This window comes from Pseudomonas sp. B21-028, assembly GCF_024749045.1.
Classification (GTDB): domain Bacteria; phylum Pseudomonadota; class Gammaproteobacteria; order Pseudomonadales; family Pseudomonadaceae; genus Aquipseudomonas.
Genome location: NZ_CP087184.1, coordinates 4249570 through 4269271 on the forward strand (window position 1 = coordinate 4249570; position 19702 = coordinate 4269271).

Annotated in this window: 18 protein-coding genes; 11 read left to right on the top strand and 7 right to left on the bottom strand. The window is 62.9% G+C overall.

Translation table 11 applies throughout. The features are described from left to right. Positions 1-1827: a glutathione-regulated potassium-efflux system protein KefC gene (kefC, locus tag LOY35_RS17895; protein ID WP_258625294.1), complete on the top strand. Its 1827-nt coding sequence runs from the start codon at positions 1-3 to the stop codon at positions 1825-1827. Positions 1828-1839: 12 nt separating this feature from the next. On the opposite strand, the gene LOY35_RS17900 is transcribed toward kefC, so the two are convergent. Beyond that, positions 1840-2808, bottom strand: a complete 969-nt coding sequence (locus tag LOY35_RS17900; RefSeq protein WP_258625297.1) for a GlxA family transcriptional regulator — start codon at positions 2806-2808, stop codon at positions 1840-1842. Between the two features lie 95 nt (positions 2809-2903). On the opposite strand from LOY35_RS17900, the gene LOY35_RS17905 reads away from it, so the two are divergent. Continuing rightward, positions 2904-3680: an MBL fold metallo-hydrolase gene (locus tag LOY35_RS17905; RefSeq protein WP_258625299.1), complete on the top strand. Its 777-nt coding sequence runs from the start codon at positions 2904-2906 to the stop codon at positions 3678-3680. On the opposite strand, the gene LOY35_RS17910 is transcribed toward LOY35_RS17905, so the two are convergent. Beyond that, complete coding sequence (locus LOY35_RS17910; RefSeq protein WP_258625301.1) at positions 3677-4540, bottom strand: aldo/keto reductase family oxidoreductase; 864 nt, start codon at positions 4538-4540, stop codon at positions 3677-3679. The genes LOY35_RS17905 and LOY35_RS17910 overlap by 4 nt on opposite strands. A gap of 100 nt (positions 4541-4640) precedes the next feature. Between LOY35_RS17910 and LOY35_RS17915 the strand changes: the two genes are divergently transcribed. The 4 genes from LOY35_RS17915 (at position 4641) to LOY35_RS17930 (ending at position 7755) form a co-directional block, all read left to right on the top strand. Next, a complete protein-coding gene (locus tag LOY35_RS17915) occupies positions 4641-5543 on the top strand; it encodes a LysR family transcriptional regulator (RefSeq protein WP_258625303.1) in 903 nt (300 codons plus the stop codon). 202 nt (positions 5544-5745) lie between these two features. Then, on the top strand, positions 5746-6420 hold the full coding sequence (locus LOY35_RS17920; RefSeq protein ID WP_258625304.1) for an SOS response-associated peptidase family protein: 675 nt from the start codon (positions 5746-5748) through the stop codon (positions 6418-6420). Positions 6421-6440: 20 nt separating this feature from the next. Beyond that, a complete protein-coding gene (locus tag LOY35_RS17925; RefSeq protein WP_258625305.1) occupies positions 6441-7307 on the top strand; it encodes an NmrA family NAD(P)-binding protein in 867 nt (288 codons plus the stop codon). 67 nt (positions 7308-7374) lie between these two features. Beyond that, positions 7375-7755, top strand: a complete 381-nt coding sequence (locus LOY35_RS17930; RefSeq protein ID WP_258625307.1) for a RidA family protein — start codon at positions 7375-7377, stop codon at positions 7753-7755. Between the two features lie 581 nt (positions 7756-8336). Here LOY35_RS17930 and LOY35_RS17935 read toward each other — a convergent pair. Then, entirely contained in the window at positions 8337-9767 is a 1431-nt protein-coding gene (locus tag LOY35_RS17935; RefSeq protein WP_258625308.1) for a mechanosensitive ion channel family protein, read from the bottom strand. 225 nt (positions 9768-9992) lie between these two features. Between LOY35_RS17935 and LOY35_RS17940 the strand changes: the two genes are divergently transcribed. Beyond that, a complete protein-coding gene (locus LOY35_RS17940; RefSeq protein WP_258625309.1) occupies positions 9993-10550 on the top strand; it encodes a thioesterase family protein in 558 nt (185 codons plus the stop codon). 89 nt (positions 10551-10639) lie between these two features. Further along, on the top strand, positions 10640-12403 hold the full coding sequence (locus tag LOY35_RS17945) for an L-lactate permease (protein ID WP_258625310.1): 1764 nt from the start codon (positions 10640-10642) through the stop codon (positions 12401-12403). A 57-nt stretch (positions 12404-12460) separates the two neighbouring features. Here LOY35_RS17945 and LOY35_RS17950 read toward each other — a convergent pair whose 3' ends face one another. Then, entirely contained in the window at positions 12461-12796 is a 336-nt protein-coding gene (locus LOY35_RS17950) for a hypothetical protein (protein ID WP_258625312.1), read from the bottom strand. A 263-nt stretch (positions 12797-13059) separates the two neighbouring features. Between LOY35_RS17950 and LOY35_RS17955 the strand changes: the two genes are divergently transcribed. Continuing rightward, positions 13060-13716: a polysaccharide lyase family 7 protein gene (locus tag LOY35_RS17955; protein ID WP_258625313.1), complete on the top strand. Its 657-nt coding sequence runs from the start codon at positions 13060-13062 to the stop codon at positions 13714-13716. A gap of 26 nt (positions 13717-13742) precedes the next feature. Here the strand turns inward: LOY35_RS17955 and LOY35_RS17960 are convergent, their stop codons facing one another. The 3 genes from LOY35_RS17960 to LOY35_RS17970 form a co-directional block, all read right to left on the bottom strand. Beyond that, the gene (locus tag LOY35_RS17960) at positions 13743-14972 is read right to left on the bottom strand and encodes a nucleoside permease (RefSeq protein ID WP_258625315.1); all 1230 of its coding nucleotides are present in this window, start codon (positions 14970-14972) and stop codon (positions 13743-13745) included. Positions 14973-15153: 181 nt separating this feature from the next. Further along, positions 15154-16170: a sugar phosphate isomerase/epimerase family protein gene (locus LOY35_RS17965; protein ID WP_408981261.1), complete on the bottom strand. Its 1017-nt coding sequence runs from the start codon at positions 16168-16170 to the stop codon at positions 15154-15156. Positions 16171-16229: 59 nt separating this feature from the next. Further along, positions 16230-17405, bottom strand: coding sequence for a Gfo/Idh/MocA family protein (locus LOY35_RS17970; RefSeq protein ID WP_258625318.1), 1176 nt, complete (start codon positions 17403-17405; stop codon positions 16230-16232). 179 nt (positions 17406-17584) lie between these two features. On the opposite strand from LOY35_RS17970, the gene LOY35_RS17975 reads away from it, so the two are divergent. After that, positions 17585-18610, top strand: coding sequence for a LacI family DNA-binding transcriptional regulator (locus LOY35_RS17975; RefSeq protein ID WP_258625320.1), 1026 nt, complete (start codon positions 17585-17587; stop codon positions 18608-18610). A gap of 104 nt (positions 18611-18714) precedes the next feature. After that, a complete protein-coding gene (locus LOY35_RS17980) occupies positions 18715-19665 on the top strand; it encodes a TAXI family TRAP transporter solute-binding subunit (RefSeq protein ID WP_258625321.1) in 951 nt (316 codons plus the stop codon). Positions 19666-19702: the final 37 nt, after the last annotated feature.

Below are 19702 nucleotides of genomic sequence, written 5' to 3' on the forward strand. Positions count from 1 at the left end.
ATGGAGACTCACAGCCTGATCGAGATGCTCATCTACCTGGCCTCGGCAACCTTGATCGTGCCGATTGCCGTCAGGTTCGGCCTGGGCCCGGTGCTGGGTTACTTGCTGGCCGGGTGCGTCATCGGCCCGTGGGGGCTGAAGCTCATTACCGACGTCAAGGCCATCCTGGAATTCGCCGAAATCGGCGTCGTGCTGATGCTGTTCATCATCGGGCTCGAGCTCGACCCCAAGCGGCTGTGGGCGCTGCGGCGGATGGTGTTCGGTGGCGGGGCCTTGCAGATGATGGCCTGTGGCGCTGCGATCGCGGTGTTCTGCGCAGCCCTGGGCCTGAACTGGACGGCTGCGTTGCTGGTCGGCCTGACCCTGAGCCTGTCCTCCACGGCCATCGCCATGCAGGCGATGAATGAACGCAACCTGACGTCAACCGCCGTCGGCCGCAGCAGCTTTGCCGTGCTGTTGTTCCAGGACATTGCGGCCATCCCCCTGGTCGCCATGATCCCCTTGCTGTCGGCCCACGGCGAAACACCGTCAGGCACTGCCCTGGCGCTGTCGATCGTCAAAATCGTCGCGGCCATCAGCGTCGTCGTGCTGCTGGGACGTTATGTGACGCGGCCATTGTTGCGCTTCGCCGCCCGCTCGGGCCTGCGGGAGATCTTCAGCGCCGTGGCACTGTTCCTGGTGTTCGGCTTCGGTTTTCTCCTGGAGGAAGCCGGCCTGTCGATGGCCATGGGCGCCTTCCTTGCCGGGGTGCTGCTGGCCAGTTCCGAATACCGGCATGCCCTGGAAAGCGACATCGAGCCGTTCAAAGGCTTGCTGCTGGGGCTGTTCTTCATCGGCGTGGGCATGTCGATCGATTTCGGCACCCTGATCAACGCGCCATTGAAGGTCGCCACCCTGACCCTGGGCTTCATCCTGATCAAGCTGCTGGTGATCAGGACGGTGAGCCGGTTTCTCAACGTGCCGGCGGGCCAGCGCTCATGGCAGGCGGTGTTGCTGGGCCAGGGCAGCGAATTCGCCTTCGTGGTGTTCGGTGCCGCGACGCTGGCCGGCATCCTGACCGATCAGTGGGGCAAGAGCCTGACGCTGGCGGTGGCCCTGTCCATGTGCCTGACCCCGTTGTTGATCTTGCTGCTGGGCCGACTGGAATCCGCCACCAAGAAAAGCCGCGAGGAATCCGACCTCGTCGATCAGCAGAACCCACGCATCATCATTGCCGGGTTCGGTCGTTTCGGGCAAATCGCCGGCCGGTTGCTGATGTCCTGCGGCGTCGAAGTGGTGGTCCTGGATCACGACCCCGACAACATCGAGACGCTGCGCAAATTCGGCGTGAAAGTGTTCTACGGCGACGCCACGCGCCTCGACTTGTTGCACGCGGCCGGCGCGGCCCAGGCCGTGGTGCTGATCAATGCCATTGACGACCAGCAGGACAACCTGACGCTGACCCGGCTGGTCCAGGAGCATTTCCCCACGTTGAAGCTGATCGTGCGGGCGCGGGACATGGGGCACCTGATCACCCTGCGGCAGATGGGGGTGGAGGCGGCCGAACGGGAAACCTTCGAGAGTGCGCTGTCCTTGGGCCGACGTGCGCTGATGCAGATGGGCGTCGGGCCTTACGAAGCCCGCGAGCGAGCGGATCAGTTCCGTCGCCTGAACCTGCGAATGCTGGAGGAAATCGTCGCCCAGCCGGAAGATGACCTCAAGTTCCGGCACGACGCCTACCGCCGCGCCAACACGCTACTCACGGACATGTTCAACGAAGACCGCGCACGCCCCGTCGACCGCTGGCCTGAACATCATCGCAACGAGACGGACGAAGCGCGTAGCTGACGTTTCACGGCATCACACGCGACCGAACTGGCGCCGGTACTCCACTGGCGTCAACCCCGTCAGCGCCTTGAACATCCGTTGCAGGTTGGAACTGCTGCTGAAACCCAGCTCCGCGCCGATGCTGGCAAGGGGCAGCGAGGTCAGCGTCAGGCGCTCGCCAACCTGGTTCAACTTGATGCAACGGGCATACGCAGCGACGGTCTGGCCCGTTTCGCTGGCGACCTTGCGCGCGAGCGTGCGCTCGGACATGGCGAGCCGGTCCGCCAGCGTCTTGACCGTGATTTGCTCCGCCGGCATTTGCTCGATCAGCCCGTGCAACCGGCGCAACAATCCGTCGGGCTGTTGGATCAGGGCAATGCCCTGGAATGCCGCGTGAGGGACGGCCGGACGCGGTAGCACCATCAATCGGGTGATGTCGCGCAGCGCATCACGGCTGACACTTCGCTCGATCAGGTTTTCAGCGATGGGCAAATAACCGTTCACCCCCGACGCGGTGGCGGTCCGCTCGTTGAACACGCAGTTCTGCTCGCTTTGCCAACGCACGTTGCGATACCGCGTTTGCATCGCTTGCGCCAGCCACCACGTTAACGTCGCGCCCTGCCCGTCCAACCGGCCGGCCGCCGCCAACAGGCAGACACCCGTGCAATAGGCCCAGAGCTGAAGGTGGCGTGGCTGTTTCGACAGTGCCTTCACCAGCGGCGCCTGCCCGGCAATGAGCGCATCCACCTGTTCGGCCGACTCGGCCCAGAAACCGGGCACAAGGATGGCCTCCAGCTCGATATCCCCCAGCGCGGCTTGCGGCTGGAGGCTGATGCCATGGGCACACATCACCGAACCCGCCTGCTGGGCGACATAGATGGCCTCGAACAGCGTCCGCCCCTTTCTGCGATTGGCCGCGTGCAGCAGGTCGGCGAAGGCGAACAGGCCGGCGGGCATGCAGCCGGGGAATAGCAGTAGACCGATACGAATTGTCTGGGGCATGGCATGAAATGAATCAATGATGTCAGATCCGGCCATTATGCCCATTAACCCGGACCGGCACCATGGAGCCCTCGCCCCCTATCAAGGAACGCTTCATGAAGATCCAGCAGATCCGCAACGCCACGATCATCCTTGAATCCGGCCCGTATCGCGTGCTCGTCGATCCGATGCTGGCCGGCAAGGGCACGCTGCCGCCGCTGCGACTGTTCGGCGCCACCCAGCGTAATCCGCTGGTGGAACTGCCGGCCTCTACGGCAGAAAACCTGGAGAGCGTCACGCACTGCCTGATCACGCACTGCCAGAAAGGCCATTTCGATCATCTGGACCGTGCGGCCAAACGGTGGCTGAGGGAAAAACAGATTCCTGTCGTCTGCACGGCCCACGACGCCGGCTACCTCGCCAAACGCGGCTTGAATGTCCAGCCGCTCGCCAAGGACCCTGACCAGGCCAACGGGTTTCTCGGCGGTACCCTGCGCTCCGTCAGGTGCACCCACGGACGCGGCCTGGTGGGCAAGCTGATGGAGCACGGCGTCGGGTACCTGATCGAGCTCCCCGGCGAGCCCAGTGTCTACCTCACCGGCGATACCCTGCTCACCCCCACCGTGCGTGAGTTCGTGCTGCACCATCAACCCCAGGTCAGCGTGGTTCCGGCAGGCGGCGCACGGTTCGATCTGGGCGGCGATATCATCATGGGGATTGAAGAAACCATCGAGTTCACCCGTTTGTCTCGCGGAACCGTGATCGCCAATCACCTCGAAGCCATCAGCCATTGTCCGACGACGCGAACAGCACTGCGCGACGCCGCGACAATGGCCGGGCTCGGAAGCCGGCTGCGGATACCCGAAGACGGCGAGACGCTGGCGTTCACTTAGGCCAATGCGTCCAGCTCGGCCAGCATGGGCGCCGGGATCCGCAGCTCGCTCGCTGTGAGGTTTTCCCGCAGGTGCACCACCGACGATGTACCGGGAATCAACAGCAGATTCGGCGCACGTTGCAACAGCCACGCCAGCGCAACGCACAGCGGTGACGCCTCCAGGCGCGCCGCGACGCTGGAGAGGGTCTGCGATTGCAACGGTGTGAAACCACCCAGGGGGAAGAACGGCACGTAGGCGATGCCCTGCCGATTCAGGTCGGCGATCAGTGACTCGTCACCTCGATGGGTCAGGTTGTAGTGGTTCTGCACACACACCACGTTGGCGATGCCCTGGGCTTGCTTGACCTGCGCAGCCGTGACGTTGCTCAGCCCCAGGTGGCGGATGAGGCCCTGGTGTTGCAACTGCGCCAATGCGCTGAACGATTCCTCGATGGAGCCCTCCGTGGGTGCTTGCATGTTGCCCCAGGCCCGCAGGTTGACCACGTCCAATACGTCCACGCCCAGGTTGCGCAAGTTGTCGTGGACGGCGCGGGTCAACTCGGCGGGGCTCAGGGCGGGATTCCACGAGGCGTCGGCGCCACGGACGGCACCCACCTTGGTGACGATCACCAGATCGCTGGCATAAGGATGCAGTGCTTCGCGTATCAGACGGTTGGTGACATGGGGGCCGTAGAAGTCAGCGGTATCGATATGATTGACCCCGGCCGCCAAGGCCTCACGCAAGACGGCGACGGCCGCTGCCGGGTCTTTCGGTGGCCCGAATACATGAGGCCCCGCCAGTTGCATCGCGCCATAGCCCATGCGATTGACCTTGCGGTCGCCCAGTAAAAAACTGCCTGCCTTGTCTACCTTGCTCATCGCGTACCCCTTGGATTAATGCGTGAGCCGACTATAGGCGTTGACCACTCCACTGATAATCAGGTGCAATCCGCACAGGTTGTACGGCACAGGGAACACTATGACGGATATCCAAGACCTGCTGTCCTTCGTGGCCGTGGTCAATGCAAAAGGGTTTCGCGAAGGCGCCCGGCTGAGCGGCAAATCCGCCTCCAGCCTCAGCGATGCCGTACGACGGCTGGAAGCCCGGCTCGGCGTGCGCCTGCTCAACCGCACCACCCGCAGCGTGGTGCCGACCGAGGCCGGCGCCCGACTGATGGAGCGCATCGTGCCGGCCCTGGGTGAAGTCGAATCCGCGCTGGACGTGGTCAACGAGTTCCGTGACCGCCCTTCGGGCACCCTCAGGCTGAATGTGCCGGTCAGTGCAGCGACGCTGGTATTGCCCTCGATCATCACTCCGTTTCTGCAAAGCTACCCCGACATTCGCCTGGAGATCATCACCGAAGAAAGCTTCGTCGACATGCTCGCGGCGGGGTGTGATGCCGGTATTCGCTACGATGATCGCCTCGAACAGGACATGATCGCCCTCCCCATCGGTCCACGCGTGCAGCGCTTCGCAACGGCCGCCTCGCCGGCCTACCTCCAGGCCAGGGGGCGCCCCGAACACCCTCGGGACCTGCTCCAGCACGCCTGCCTGCGGGGCAAGTTTCCCAGCGGGGCGATGCCACTCTGGGAGTATGAACGTGACGGCGAAACCGTCAGCGTGGACCCGGGCGGCCCCTTGGTTTTCCGCGTGGCGGGCGCGGTGGACCTGGCCGTAAAAGCCGCGCTGGATGGCTTGGGGGTGATCTACCTGTTCGAGGACTGGCTCAAGCCCTATCTGCACAGCGGGGCACTGGTGCCGGTGCTGGAACCCTGGTGGCAGGGTTTCAGTGGGCCGTACCTCTACTACCCCGGCCGCCGCTACCTGCCCTCGCCGTTGCGGGCTTTTGTGGATTTCATCAATGCGAATCGGGGTCACTGACACTCCGTTGCACTGCTCATCCTGTTTCGCGCAAACGGCTACAGCCGCTCGTCTCTCCGTTCCGAAGATTTTCGAACCAAGCCCCCGCGCATGGCTCGGACCTAAATGACACCACTGAAATCAGTGATGACGCGCTTGAGCAGTCGAGACTCGAACGGCTAGCGCGACGGTCCGTTGCGTTTCGATTCCGGGAGTTTTCGCCATGTGTGAGGGTTTTGTTCAACACGTTTCCGCAAAAGACGCCCTGGCCTATTTCGCCCAGCGAGACACCCCGGGCGGACGTTTCGATACGAGCGTGACGCACCTGGACCTGTACAGGACGGTCCCCACCGGGCCACAAGAGCGGCACAGCCTGATCAAGCCGAACATGCAGGTCAGTGCCATTCGCCGTCGTGGCGGGCACCTGGAGTCCATCAAGGTTCGCTGGGGCTGGTCACCCATCTGGTCGGTGGGAACGATGCCTCCGCTGACGCATCTGCCGCTGCATCTGGTGATGCGCTCCAAGGTCTTTGATCCCATCAAGCGCGAAGGCCGCGTGCTGGTGCCCGTGGAGGGCTGGTACGACTCGCAAGCACCCGACTCGTCCCAGCTGCAACACTCCAGCTATACGACGTCCCGGCAATCGGCCCCGATTTTCCTGGCAGCCCTGGCCCAGGCCAGCGAAACCGCCTTGGGCTGCGACGGCCTGACCCTGGTGACTTATGGCGATATTGCCAGCCAACAGCAGCGTGTACTGGCCTTGAGCGCAGACGACGCACTCCATTGGCTGGAGCCCGAGTTCGGATGGGAGCAGGCACAACAACTGGCCGAACGCCTGAACAGCGTGGAGCCGCACCTTGAACCGGCGATGACAGCCCAGGTCCCGGTCAACCTTTGACCCTGGGCGGGAGGTGAAACATGTATGTGATCATGGGAGGGACGGGACATGTAGGCTCAGCCACCGTCCAGGCGCTGCTGGCCCAGGCAGCGCCGGTGATTGTCCTGACCCGCAACGCCGCCCATGGCGAGGAATGGCGCGCCAAAGGCGCTCGGATCGTCGAGGCGGATGCGCAGGATGTCGAATCGCTGCGGGCCGCCTTCCGACTCGGGCGCCGGGCTTTCATCCTCAACCCGCCAGCCCCTCCGAGTACCGACACCGATGCGGTGGAACGGCACACCGTGGCCAACATTCTCGCCGCGCTGGACGGCTCGGGCCTCGAGAAGATCGTCGCCCAATCCACCGCCGGAGCCCAACCCGGCGAGCGGCTTGGCGATCTCAGCGTCTTGTGGGGGCTGGAGGAAGGGTTGCGCAATCAATCGATCCCGGCGGCAATCAATCGCGCCGTTTACTACATGAGCAACTGGGACGGCCTGCTCGACACCGTTCGCACCACAGGCAAGCTGCCCACCTTGATTCCCGCCGACCTGGCGCTGCCTATGGTTGCCCCCCGGGACATGGGCGAAATGGCAGCGGCGAGGCTGTTGTCGCCGCTGACCGATACTGGCGTTCGTTATGTGCAAGGGCCTCGCCTGTATTCACCCAACGATGTTGCGCAGGCTTTTTCCCAGGCGCTCGGTCGGCCGGTCGAGGTACAGGTGATACCGAGGGATCGTTGGGAAGAGGCCTTCCTGGACCTCGGCTTCAGCCCTGCCGCCGCGCAATCCTATACCCGGATGACCGAGGTGAGCGTCGACAGTGGCTTCGAGATTGTCGAGGATGGGCTGCGCGGCACCACCACGATTGAAGCCTACATCCGGGCGCTGGTGCGAAACGAGGATAGATAAGGAAACCGGGAACGGCGCACCAATGGACGGTAGACTGCGTCTTTTTCCTTCCTGCATGAGGCACCGCATGGCTAATCCAGACATCACGTTCACTCCCGACCCGGATGCGGACTCCATCTCTTCCGACGTCGCCGGCTTCGGCGGCCTGCTGGTCACCACCCAGATCCCGACCCGCGCCGACGGCAGCCTGGAACTGGGCGACATCACCCTGCAGAGCGAATGCACCTTGCAAGCGCTCAAGACTGCACTGGAGGGCGCCGGCAGTTCCCTGGACCGGGTCATGCACCTGACCATCTACCTCACCGACATGACCGAACGCGCAGCCTTCAACGAAGTGTACAAACGCTTCTTCGCCAAACCCTGGCCGGTCCGCGCCGCGATCGGCGTAGCGGCATTGGGGGTCGAGGGCATGCGAGTGGAAGTCACGGCGATGGCGGCCAAGGGCTGAAGAGTTCACAGCACGCTTGCTTACAGAGATGTTGGCTGTGCCGACGTCATCGCGAGCAGGCTCGCTCCCACAGTTTTTTTCCCGGCGTTCACAGATCCGACGTACACCACAAATCCTCTGTGGGAGCGGGCTTGCTCGCGAAAGCGGCGGGTCTGCTTGCAGTGATGTTGACTGCGAAGCCGCCATCGCGAGCAAGCCCGCTCCCACAGTTTCCTCCGGCGCCCACAGATCCAACGTACACCACAAATCCCCTGTGGGAGCGGGCTTGCTCGCGAAAGCAGTGGGTCAGTTTGAAGTGATGTTGACTGCGAAGCCGTCATCGCGAGCAGGCTCGCTCCCACAGTTTTTCCCGGCGTTCACAGATCCGACGTACACCACAATCCCCTGTGGGAGCGGGCTTGCTCGCGAAAGCGGCGGGTCTGCTTGCAGTGATGTTGACTGCGAAGCCGCCATCGCGAGCAAGCCCGCTCCCACAGTTTCCTCCGGCGCCCACAGATCCAACGTACACCACAAATCCCCTGTGGGAGCGAGCCTGCTCGCGATAGCGGTGGGTCAGCTTGCAGTGATGCTTGGTGCTGCATTCACCTGTGCCTAAACCACTGCAGGAATCGGTTTCTCTTGGGTTCCACGGCTTTCTGCATGACCACCGTCTCGCGGATTTCCTCGCGCTGGCCCTGCAGGTTGCTCAAGGCCGCTTTCAACTCGCCGAGGTGCACCAGTTCCCGGCACAGGGCGGTTTTTTCTATGCGGAACAACCGCCCGCTGGTAATGCCGCGGAATTCGCCTCGCGATGGATTGTCGGCCAGGATCCCCTCCTCACCGAGGATTTCCCCTGGCCCCATGCGTCCGGCCTCGACCATTTTCTCGCCGTCATGGATCGAGACGGAAACCACCCCGCTACTGATGACCATCAGGCAATCGGCAACCTCGCCGAATGCCAGGATCACCTCATCGGCCTGGTAATCGACCGGGACCATGTCATCGGCGAGACGTGCGCGCTCGTCGCCATCCAGCGCGCGGAAAATACGCACGTCCTCCAGCAACTGACGCTGGCGGCTCCAGGGCTCAGCGTCCAGCCCACTGCCCCAGATGACGCCGGAGGCTTCGAGGTGGCGGTGGGCGAGGTCGAACATCAGGTTGCAGACTTCGGTCTTGTGCCTGGCAGACGCGACGAAGCCCTTGAGCTCATATTCGGTGTATTCCAGATGGGAAGCCTTGACCGAGGCCTTGGCGGAGAACGCCGGCAGTAACGCCCGGGTGCCATGCAAGGCTTTTTCCAGGGCATCGATGACGCGACGCGGGCGCACGTGGCTGGGCACGGCGATGCAGACGCTGACGCCGTGGGCGTCCCCTGGCCGGCTGAAATTGAGCAGGCGCGCCTTGGCCGCCAGAGAGTTGGGCACCACGGCCATGCCCCCCATGTCGGTCATCAGGTGAGTGGAGCGCCAATCGATCTCCACCACCCGGCCCTTGATGCCGTCGATGGAGATCCAGTCATCGATCTGATAAGGCTTGGTGGTGTTGAGCACGATGCCGGAAAACATATCGCTGAGGGTGCTCTGCAACGCCAGGCCCACGACGATCGCCATGGCTCCGGAGGTCGCCAGCAACCCTTTGACCGGCAACTGCAAGACATACGCCGCGGCGCCGATGATACCGATCAGGAAAATGACCGCGCCCATCAGGTCCTGGAACAAACGCGCGCTGTGGCCAACCCGGGACAACAGACCGTTCCCCAGCACTACGGTCAGTGTCCTGGCCGCGAACAACCACCAGCCAATTCCTAGCACCGTGCCCATCAGGTTCAGGATCGCATCGTCGGGCCATAGCGGTGGTTGCAACGGGCTGATGCCGGCTGCGGTCATGACCCCGCAGAACATCACGAAGACGCCGATACGTGCGCACATCCGCAGATGACGTCGCGAAGCGCCGATGAACTGCCACAGCGCCAGGTCGATCAGGATCAGAATGACGCCACAGACCAGCGGATGATGTTGCGCAAACGTGATCATGACGGACCTCCTCGGCGCGTGACCGGATGCACTGGTCATGCACTGTAAAGGACCGGCTCACGGAGGGGCATTTCTACATCGGTGCTAGCGGTTCATACCTGGGTATGAGCGACGAACATGCAGCCATGTCCCAAATGCGCGTTTTGCGGGCAAACAGTCATTTACGCACCTGGCCCAGGCCACTCCATCCGTCTAAAGTGGGCGTTTTTCCCTTGCGGTGTTTTCATGAATCTCTGGTTCCGACTGTTGCTGATGCTGTTTCGTCGTCCCTGGCGCAAGCCGACGGCCCCTCTGGGCACCACCGTGGTGCGCATGCGCGTATGGCCACTGGACCTGGACCTCAACCGCCATGTCACCAACGGCCGCTACTTCACCTTGGCTGACGTAGGCCGCATGGATTTCGTGCTGCGCAGCGGCGCCTACAAAGTAGCGCTGCGCAACCGGGCGGTGCCTATCGTGGGGGATGTCTGGGGCAAGTTCCGGAGGGAATTGAAACTGTTCGAAGCGTTCGAGGTGCATACCCGGATACTGGGCTGGGATGAAAAGTGGACGTTCATGGAGCACCGTTTCATGAGCCGGGGACGCGTGGTCGGGGTGGTGATCATGCGTGGCCTGTTCCGCTCGGCTAAAGGCACGGTGGCACCGGGTGAATTTGTCCGCGAGCTGGGGCTGGCCGAACGGTCGCCGGCCATGGCGCAATGGCTGACGAGCTGGTCGCAAAGCTGCGATGACTTGAGCCTCGAGCTTCGACTGGAAGAAGGCGCACGCACCGACGCACGCTAACCGTCAGCCCCTGCCCGATCCCCGCCTATACTCTTCTGCCAATCCCCCCTGGGGCCTGCACTTCCAACAATAAAAAGCAGAGGTGGAACATGGTCTGGCAACAAGTCTACGATCCCTTCGGTAATGCGGTGCTGTCGACGTTCCTGGCGGCGGTCCCGGTGGTGGTGATGTTGGCGTCCCTGGCGTTCTTTCATATCAAGGCACACCTGGCGGCGTTGCTGGCCCTGGCGTCGGCCCTGCTGATCGCGATTTTCGCCTTCGGCATGCCGGCCGACATGGCCGGTTCGGCGGCGCTCTACGGGGCGGCCAACGGGTTGCTGCCCATTGGCTGGATTGTCCTCAACATTATCTTCCTGCATCGGCTGACCACCGAAAACGGTTCGTTCAAAGTCCTGCAGGATTCCCTGGCACGCATCACCGATGACCGGCGCCTGCAATTGCTGCTGATCGCCTTCTGCTTCGGTGCGTTCTTCGAGGGCGCGGCAGGCTTCGGTACGCCGGTGGCGGTGACCGGGGCGATCCTGATCGGGCTGGGTTTTTCACCGCTGGCCGCCTCGGGCCTGGCGTTGATCGCCAACACCGCGCCGGTGGCGTTCGGCGCCTTGGGCACCCCTGTCATCACCCTGGCCAAGGTCACCGGGCTGGATGAAATGGAACTGTCGATGATGGTGGGCCGGCAGTTGCCGTTCTTTTCGGTGATCGTGCCGTTCTGGCTGATCTGGGCCTTTGCCGGTTGGCGCAAGATGCTGGAGGTCTGGCCGGCGATCCTGGTGGCCGGCGTCAGCTTCGCCATCCCGCAATTCGTGGTCTCCAACTACCATGGGCCGATGCTGGTGGATGTGATTGCCGCGCTGATTTCCATGGCCTGTCTTACCGGGTTCCTCAAGGTCTGGAAACCGGCCACGGTGCATACCTCCGCAGCGTTGTCGGGGCGCCACGACGATTCGAAGATCGATGCCAGCGAAGAACAGCAGCCGGTGACCGGCACGGCGTTTTCCAGTGACAGCCGACCGGCGGTGCTGCGGGCCTGGATGCCGTGGATCATCCTCACGGTGTTCGTGTTCGCCTGGGGTACCCAGGGCTTCAAGAACCTGTTCGATACCCGCCCGGCGATCGACCCACAGACCCAGTCGGCCAGACTCGACCCCCAAGGCAAGCCGATGCGCGAGGCGAATCCACTGTTCTCGCCCACGGTGACCTTCAGCACCCTGCACCAGCAGATCGAGAAAGTCCCGCCCGTGGTGCCGCAGCCTAAAACCGAGGAAGCGATCTACAAGTTCAACTGGTTCACCGCTACCGGCAGCGGCATCTTCCTGGCGGCGATCCTCGGTGGGTTGCTGATGGGCTACTCGATCCCGCAGCTGCTGCGCCAGTACCTGCGAACGTTGTGGGTGGTGCGTTACTCACTGATCACCATCGTGGCGATGCTCGCGCTGGGGTTCCTGACACGCTATTCGGGCCTGGACGCCACCATGGGCCTGGCCTTCGCCGCCACGGGCATTTTCTACCCCATGTTCGGCACCCTGCTGGGCTGGCTCGGCGTGGCACTGACCGGCTCGGACACCGCCTCCAACGTGCTGTTCGGCGGCCTGCAACGGGTGACTTCGGAGCAGTTGGGCCTGAGCCCGGTGTTGATGGCCGCCGCCAACAGTTCCGGCGGGGTCATGGGCAAGATGGTCGATGCCCAGTCGATCGTGGTCGCCTCCACCGCCACCCGTTGGTATGGCCATGAAGGGGAAATCCTGCGCTACGTGTTTTTCCACTCGGTGGTGCTGGCGATCCTGGTGGGCGGGCTGGTAACGCTGCAGGCGTATGTCGAGCCGTTCAGTCGCATGGTGGTCGGAGGGCATTGACGGGCACGTCTACCGATCATTCCCGCGCTCTGCGTGGGAATGATCGGTAGGGATGTCTTACTGAACGTTCTTCAGCTTGACCACATCCCCGGACACCGACGTGGTGTAACCGGTCAGGACCCAGGCCCAGAACCAGTTTTCCTGCACTTGGGTGTTGATCATGGCGTCGCCGCCCTTGGCCTTGATCGCCGCAGTCTGGGCGCGCACGAAGCGGTTGTTCTGGCGGATCGGGATCACGCCGAACAGCAACAGGCCGGTGGCCTTCGCTTCACTGTGGCCGACAACGGTGTACTGGCTGCTGTCGTACTGCTGGGTCTTCATCGGGGTGCCGGTGCAACCCGCCAGGACCAGGCCGAACAGTGCGGTGGCGACAATTTTGCTGAAACTTTTCATTGACTACTCCATGGGAAAACGCCCGGGATCCATCTCTCGGGCGGCGCGTACTCTACCCGATCAACATCAAGTTGACATTATCTACGCGCAACTCGCAGACCCGCCCTGAAGCGCCAGTTAGAGCCATTCGTCAGTTGTCCCTCCAACGTCCTCCAGTGAATCGGCGCCATGTCGATAACCAGACGATTGCGCCACGGAAGGCAAATCCTGCCCTTGCCGGCGGACATCGATCCGCACCGGCTACCCCGTTGGAGCGCTTGACCATGATTGACCTGACTGTCTGGAATATCACCCTTCCGATACAAACCCCGGCCGTGACCGTTGCGACCAAAGCGGTTCCGACCCTGCGCAACCAGTACTTCACCAACACCGGTGACAAGATCGTGTTCTGGGCCCCCGTGACCGGGTCCCACACCGGTAAGAGCGAATACCCGCGCTCCGAGCTGCGGGAAACCTCGAAAGACGGCAAGCTGCGCAACTGGCGATATAACAGCGGGGTCAATGCCCTCAAAGGCACCCTGGCCGTGAATCAGGTGCCCTCGGCCGGTCGCGTGGTCGTCGCGCAGATCCACGCCAAGGATGCGCCCACCCCCTTGCTCAAGCTCGTCTACCGTTTCACCAAGGGGGTCGGCAACCTGGATGTCGAATACCGGGTCAAGCCCAAGGATGCAAAAAGCCCGGTGATGTTCACCGTGCCAAACGTTGCCTTGAACAAAGTCTTCACCTATTCCCTGCAGATGGACAAACAGGGCAAGGTCTCCGTGCTGATCAACAACGTCGGCAAACAGGTGAAACTGGACCCGTCCTGGTATGGCTACAACTTCTATTTCAAGGCGGGCGTCTACACCCTGGACAACGTCGGCTATGCCAGCGAAGGCGGAAAAGTGACCTACACCAAACTGAACGTCAGTCATCTATGACCGACGTTCAGCCCGATGCCTGCGCTTCAGGCCTTTGAGGGGACGGCTACCGCTTGCCGGCCACTGAAGGCAAACAGGAAGCAGACGAACACCAGCAACGCAAACCCGGCCGGGAACAGCCAGATGCTGGTCCAGTCATGACCGCCCGCCCCGGCAAAATGATCGGTGACCTGCCCCGCTACCCGGAAGCCGATCAACATGCCCAGGCCATAGGTCGCCAGGGTGATCAACCCTTGGGCTGAACTGCGCAGATGCTCCGGCGCCTTGGCGTCGGTGTAGATCTGTCCCGATACGAAAAAGAAGTCATAGCAGATGCCATGCAGGGCAATGCCGGTGAACAGCATGAACGCCAGGTCACCGTTGTTGCCGTAGGCAAACAGCAGGTAGCGCAACGCCCACGCCAGCATCCCCACCAGCAACGCCAACTTGATCCCGAAGCGCTGGATGAACAGCGGCAACAGCAGCATGAACAGCACCTCGGACACTTGCCCGATGGCCATCTTCGCCGTGGGGTTGGTCATGCCGGTCTCGGCCAGGAACGGGTTGGCATTCTGGTAATAGAACGCCAACGGGATGCAGATCAGGATCGAGGCGACGAAGAACACCAGGTAACTGCGGTCCTTGAGCAGCCCCAGGGCATCCAGGCCCAGCAGTTGTTTGATTCCGCCGCCGGCTTCGGCCTTGAGCGGTGCCGTGGCCGGCAGCGTGAGGCTGTAGATGCCCAAGGCCAGCGAAGCGATCGCCGCCATCAGGAAGGTATTGCGCAAACCGCCCGCCGCAATGGCTTCCCGTGAATCCCAGGCGAACACAAAACTGATGACCACGCCCGCGACGATCCAGCCGATGGTGCCCCACACCCGCACACGGGAGAACTCCAGCGCCGGATCGCGCATCTGCCGGAACGCCACGGAATTGACCAGGGCCAGGGTCGGCATGTAGACCACCATGTACGCTAGCACGTAGGGATAGAAGCCACTGAAGTCCTGCGCCGAATACAGCTGATACAGCAGCACCGCGCCCAGCAGGTGCAGCACCGCCAGGATACGTTCGGCATTGAAGTAACGGTCGGCGATCAGGCCGATCACGAACGGCGCGATGATCGCGCCCCAGGACTGGGTGGAAAACGCCATGCCGACCTGCCCACCGCTGGCGCCCAGGCTGCTGGAAAGAAAGGTCCCGAGGGTGACGAACCAGCCACCCCAGATAAAGAACTGCAGGAACATCATCACGCTCAAGCGTGCGTTCATCGTGGTCATGACAGTCACCGTCTATTTGTTGTTCTTGTAAGCCAGCCCGTTGGTAAAGCTTTTTGTGGCGAGGGGATTCATCCCCGTTGGGCTGCGCAGCAGCCCCAAAACCCGACACCTCGGTGTGCCTGATAGACCGCATTGGGGCTGCTGCGCAGCCCAGCGGGGATGAATCCCCTCGCCACAGAGGCTATTTCTGCAATCCAAGCAACCGCCGATTGAACGCTTCATCCGCCGTTACCCCGGCAAAATCATCGAAAGCCTTGCGAGTCTTGCGGATCATGTGCCGCTCGATGAACGCCGCCCCTTCAGCCGCGCCCTGTTGCGAATCCTTCAGGCAACACTCCCATTCCAGCACCGCCCAGCCGCTGAAGTCGTACTGGGTCAATTTGCTGAAGATCGACTTGAAATCGATCTGCCCATCACCCAGGGAACGGAACCGGCCGGGGCGTTCCACCCAGCCCTGGTAACCGCCGTACACACCGGACCGGGCATCGGGGCGGAACTCGGCGTCCTTGACGTGGAACATGCGGATGCGCGCGTGGTAGCGGTCGATGAAACCCAGATAGTCCATTTGTTGCAGTAGCAGGTGGCTGGGGTCGTAGAGGATGGCCGCCCGCGGATGGTGATCGACCGCTTCCAGGAAACGCTCGAACGAGGCGCCGTCGTGGAGGTCTTCGCCGGGATGGATTTCGTAGCACAGGTCCACCCCGGCCGCCTCGAAGCAATCGAGAATCGGCAACCAGCGCCGGGCCAGCTCGGCGAAACCTTGCTCGACAAGCCCGCTCGGGCGTTGTGGCCACGGGTACATGTAGGGCCACAACAGCGCGCCGGAAAACGTCGCATGGGCTTTGAGCCCCAGGCGTTGGCTGGCCCGGGCCGCCAGTTTGAGCTGGTCGATGGCCCATTCGGTCCGGGCCTGGGGTTGGCCGCGCAGAGGGGCCGGGGCGAAGTCGTCGAACAGCGCGTCGAACGCCGGGTGCACCGCGACCAGCTGGCCCTGCAGGTGCGTCGACAGTTCGCTGATCTCGACACCGGCCTCTGCGCAGGTGGCCTTGAGTTCATCGCAATAGGCCTGATCCTCGGCGGCCCGGGCCAAGTCAATGTAACGCGTGCCCAGGGTGGGCAACTGAATGGCTTTGTAGCCCTGTGAGGCGGCCCATCGGGCGATGTTCGCCAAGGTGTCGAAAGGCGCCTCATCGGACATGAACTGGGCCAGGAAAATGGCCGGCCCGCGCAGGCCGCTCGGTGTTTGATCGACGGTACTCACAGCAGCGACTCTCCGGTTTGCAGCGCGGTCCACTTCGCCTCGCCACGATGATTGATGACGGCGGCCTCGATGAACGCCATGCCGCGCAAGCCGGTTTCGATGCCGGGTACGCCAGGCGCATCGGGGCCTTCGATCCGTCCGCGAATGGCCCGGGCGAAATCGCCGTAGAGGTTGGCCATGGCCTCCAGATACCCCTCGGGATGCCCCGCCGGCAGGCGCATGCGGCGTGTGGCGGCCTCGCACAACCACGGTTGGCCGACGCCGCAACGCAGGATGCTCAGGGGTTGGTCGAGGGCACGATGGATCAGGCTCGACGGTTCCTCCTGGCGCCATTCCAAGGCGCCCTTGTCCCCATAGACGCGGATCTTCAGCGGATTCTCTTCACCAGCGCAGACCTGACTGGCGATCAACACGCCACTGGCGCCGTCACTCATGCGCAACAGCATCGCGACGTCATCGTCCAGTTGCCGGCCCGGGATGTGAGTGCCCAAGGCCGCACAAAGCTGTTCGACGTGCTGCCCGGTCACGAACTCCGCCAGGGAAAACGCATGGGTGCCGATGTCGCCGATGCAGCCGCCCAGGCCGGACTGCTCGGGGTCATCGCGCCAACCAGCCTGTTTGTTGCCCTGCCCGGCGACGTCCTGGCTGAGCCAGCCCTGGGGATACTCCACCAGCACTTTGCGCACCGTGCCGATCACACCGGTGCGCACCATCTCCCGCGCCTGCCAGACCATGGGATACCCCAGGTAGGTGTGGGCCAGGCCATACAGACAGTCGCTGTCGTCCAGCACGTCCTTGAGCGTGAGCAGCTCACGCAGGTTCAACGCCGCGGGCTTTTCGCTGAACACATGGAAACCCACCTTCAATGCCTGGCCGGCAATCGGTGCGTGCAGATGATTGGGCGTCACGATGACCAGCAGTTCCATGCGCCGGTCAGCGGGCAATGCCGCTTCGGCGTCCAACAGTTGCTGCCAGTCGCTGTAGCAGCGGGAAGCGGCCAGCCCCAGGGCTGCGCCGGTTTGTTGATTGTTGCGGGCATCGCGACTGAACGCCCCACACACCAACTCGAACCCGCCATCCAGGCCCGCGGCCTGACGATGGGCCTGGCCAATGAAAGCGCCCTCCCCACCGCCTACGAAACCCAGTCTTATTTTCGGTGCTACAGGACTCATCGCGATTCTCTCAGGCCAGGGCTGATGACAATGTAACCGGTTACATCACAGCGGAATCTAGGCTCAGTTTCGCGACGTGTCAAACCCTACGGTCTTCATGCAGGGACGTTTGTGAGGCGACCAACCTGCGGTAAGCTCCCCTTCGTGCCGCTATTTTCCGGCGCTCGATCGAGGTGCTTTTGTCCAATATCCGTGAAGTGGCCCGGCTGGCCGGCGTGTCGGTGGCCACGGTTTCCAGAACGCTGAAATCCCCTGAACGGGTCTTGCCCGAGACACGGGACAAGGTCAACGCGGCGGTGGAACAGGCCGGCTACCGGCCGAACCTGATGGCCGTGCAGTTCCGCTCCCGGCGCACCGGCAACCTGGTGATTCTGGTGCCGACCATCGCCAATACGTTCTTTGCCCGGGTCATCAGCGGTGCCCAGCAGTCCGCCCAGGCGGCGGGTTATCGGCTGCTGCTGTGCGACACCCAGGGCCAGGCAGAAGTCGAGCGGGAATTCGCGGCGCTGGTCTATGCGCACCAGGCAGACGGCGTGATCCAGTTGCGGGCAAGCAATCCTTTCGCGTCACTCCCTCCAGGCGCCGAAGCCCTGCCGCTGGTCAACGCCTGCGAAGTGGTCAAGGATGCCGACTATCCCACCATCAGCCTCGACAACCGCGCCGCCGCCCAGGCCATGACCGAATACCTGATCGGCCTCGGTCACCGCCGCATCGGCATCATCAAGGGCCCCCGCAGCAGCCCCCTGACGCTGGACCGCGTGGCCGGTTACGAGGATGCCTTGCGCCAGGCCGGCCTGGCCGTCGACCCAGGCTTGATCTGCCACGGCGATTTCACCTTGAACGCCGGGTACGACGGAGCCGGTGCGATGCTGGCGCTGGCCGAGCGCCCCAGCGCGCTGTTCTGCGAAAACGACGAGATGGCCATCGGTGCCCTCAAGCGCATCAAGGCGTCGGGGTTGCGGGTACCCGAGGACATTTCTCTGGTGGGGTTCGACGACATCCCGTTCGCGGCGTATTGCGATCCGCCCCTGACCACCATTGCGCAGCCTGCCGAGATCTTTGGCCGCAAGGCTGTAGAGATGCTGATCGCGCTGATCGAAAAGACGCCCGTCACCGAGCGGCATGTGACGTTGCCGTTTGAATTGACGGTGCGGGGTAGCAGTGCGGCACCCGGGTCAGCGTCCTCCGGGGATAAGGAAAAATGACCCCCCTTGCCTCTTGAATGCGCTATTGATTCGCCACCTGGCGGTCCGTTTCGACTACAGTGGAAAGACTCTGCATAAAGCCATAACAAGACGGAGAGTTTTCCATGCGAGTCAACAAGCGCTTCACCCTTCTGGCCGCTGCGGCAGCCTTGGTGGTCACGACCACGGTCCAGGCCGCTCCGGTGTACATCAACATCCTGACCGGGGGCACCAGTGGCGTCTATTACCCGATCGGGGTCGGGCTGTCGCAGATCTACAGCACCGGCATCAAGGACGCCAAGACTTCGGTGCAAGCCACCAAGGCGTCGGTGGAAAACCTGAACCTGCTGCAGGCTGGGCGCGGAGAACTGGCCCTCGCGCTGGGCGATTCGGTGGCTGACGCCAAGAACGGCGTGGAAGATGCCGGCTTCAAGGCACCCCTGACCAAACTGCGCGCCATCGCCGGTGCCTACCCCAATTACATTCAGATCGTTGCCAGCCAGGAGTCGGGCATCAATACACTGGCCGACCTCAAGGGCAAATCCATCTCCGTGGGGGCGGCAAAATCCGGCACCGAGTTGAACGCGCGGGCCATTCTCAAGGCAGCGGGGCTGAGCTACAGCGACATGAAGGTTCAGTATCTGCCCTTCGCCGAATCGGTGGACCTGATCAAGAACCGTCAACTGGACGCCACGCTCCAGTCCTCGGGACTGGGGATGGCGGCCATCCGTGACCTGGCCTCGACCATGCCACTGAACTACGTGTCGATTCCGACTGACGTGGTGACGAAAATCGGCAACCCGGCCTACCAGAGTGCAAGTATCCCGGCCAATACCTATGACGGCCAGACCGAAGCCGTGCCCACCGTGGCCATCACCAACATCCTGGTCACCCGTGAAGACGTTTCGGATGAGGTGGCCTACCAGATGACCAAGTTGCTGTTCGAAAACCTCCCCCGTCTCGGCAGCGCCCACTCCGCAGCCAAAGACATCACACTGGATAAAGCCGCGAAAAACTTGCCTATCCCCCTCCATCCCGGTGCCGAGCGCTACTACAAGGAAGCCGGCGCCCTGTAAGCCGATCCGGCGCGGCGGTGGTGACCGTCGCCGCGCC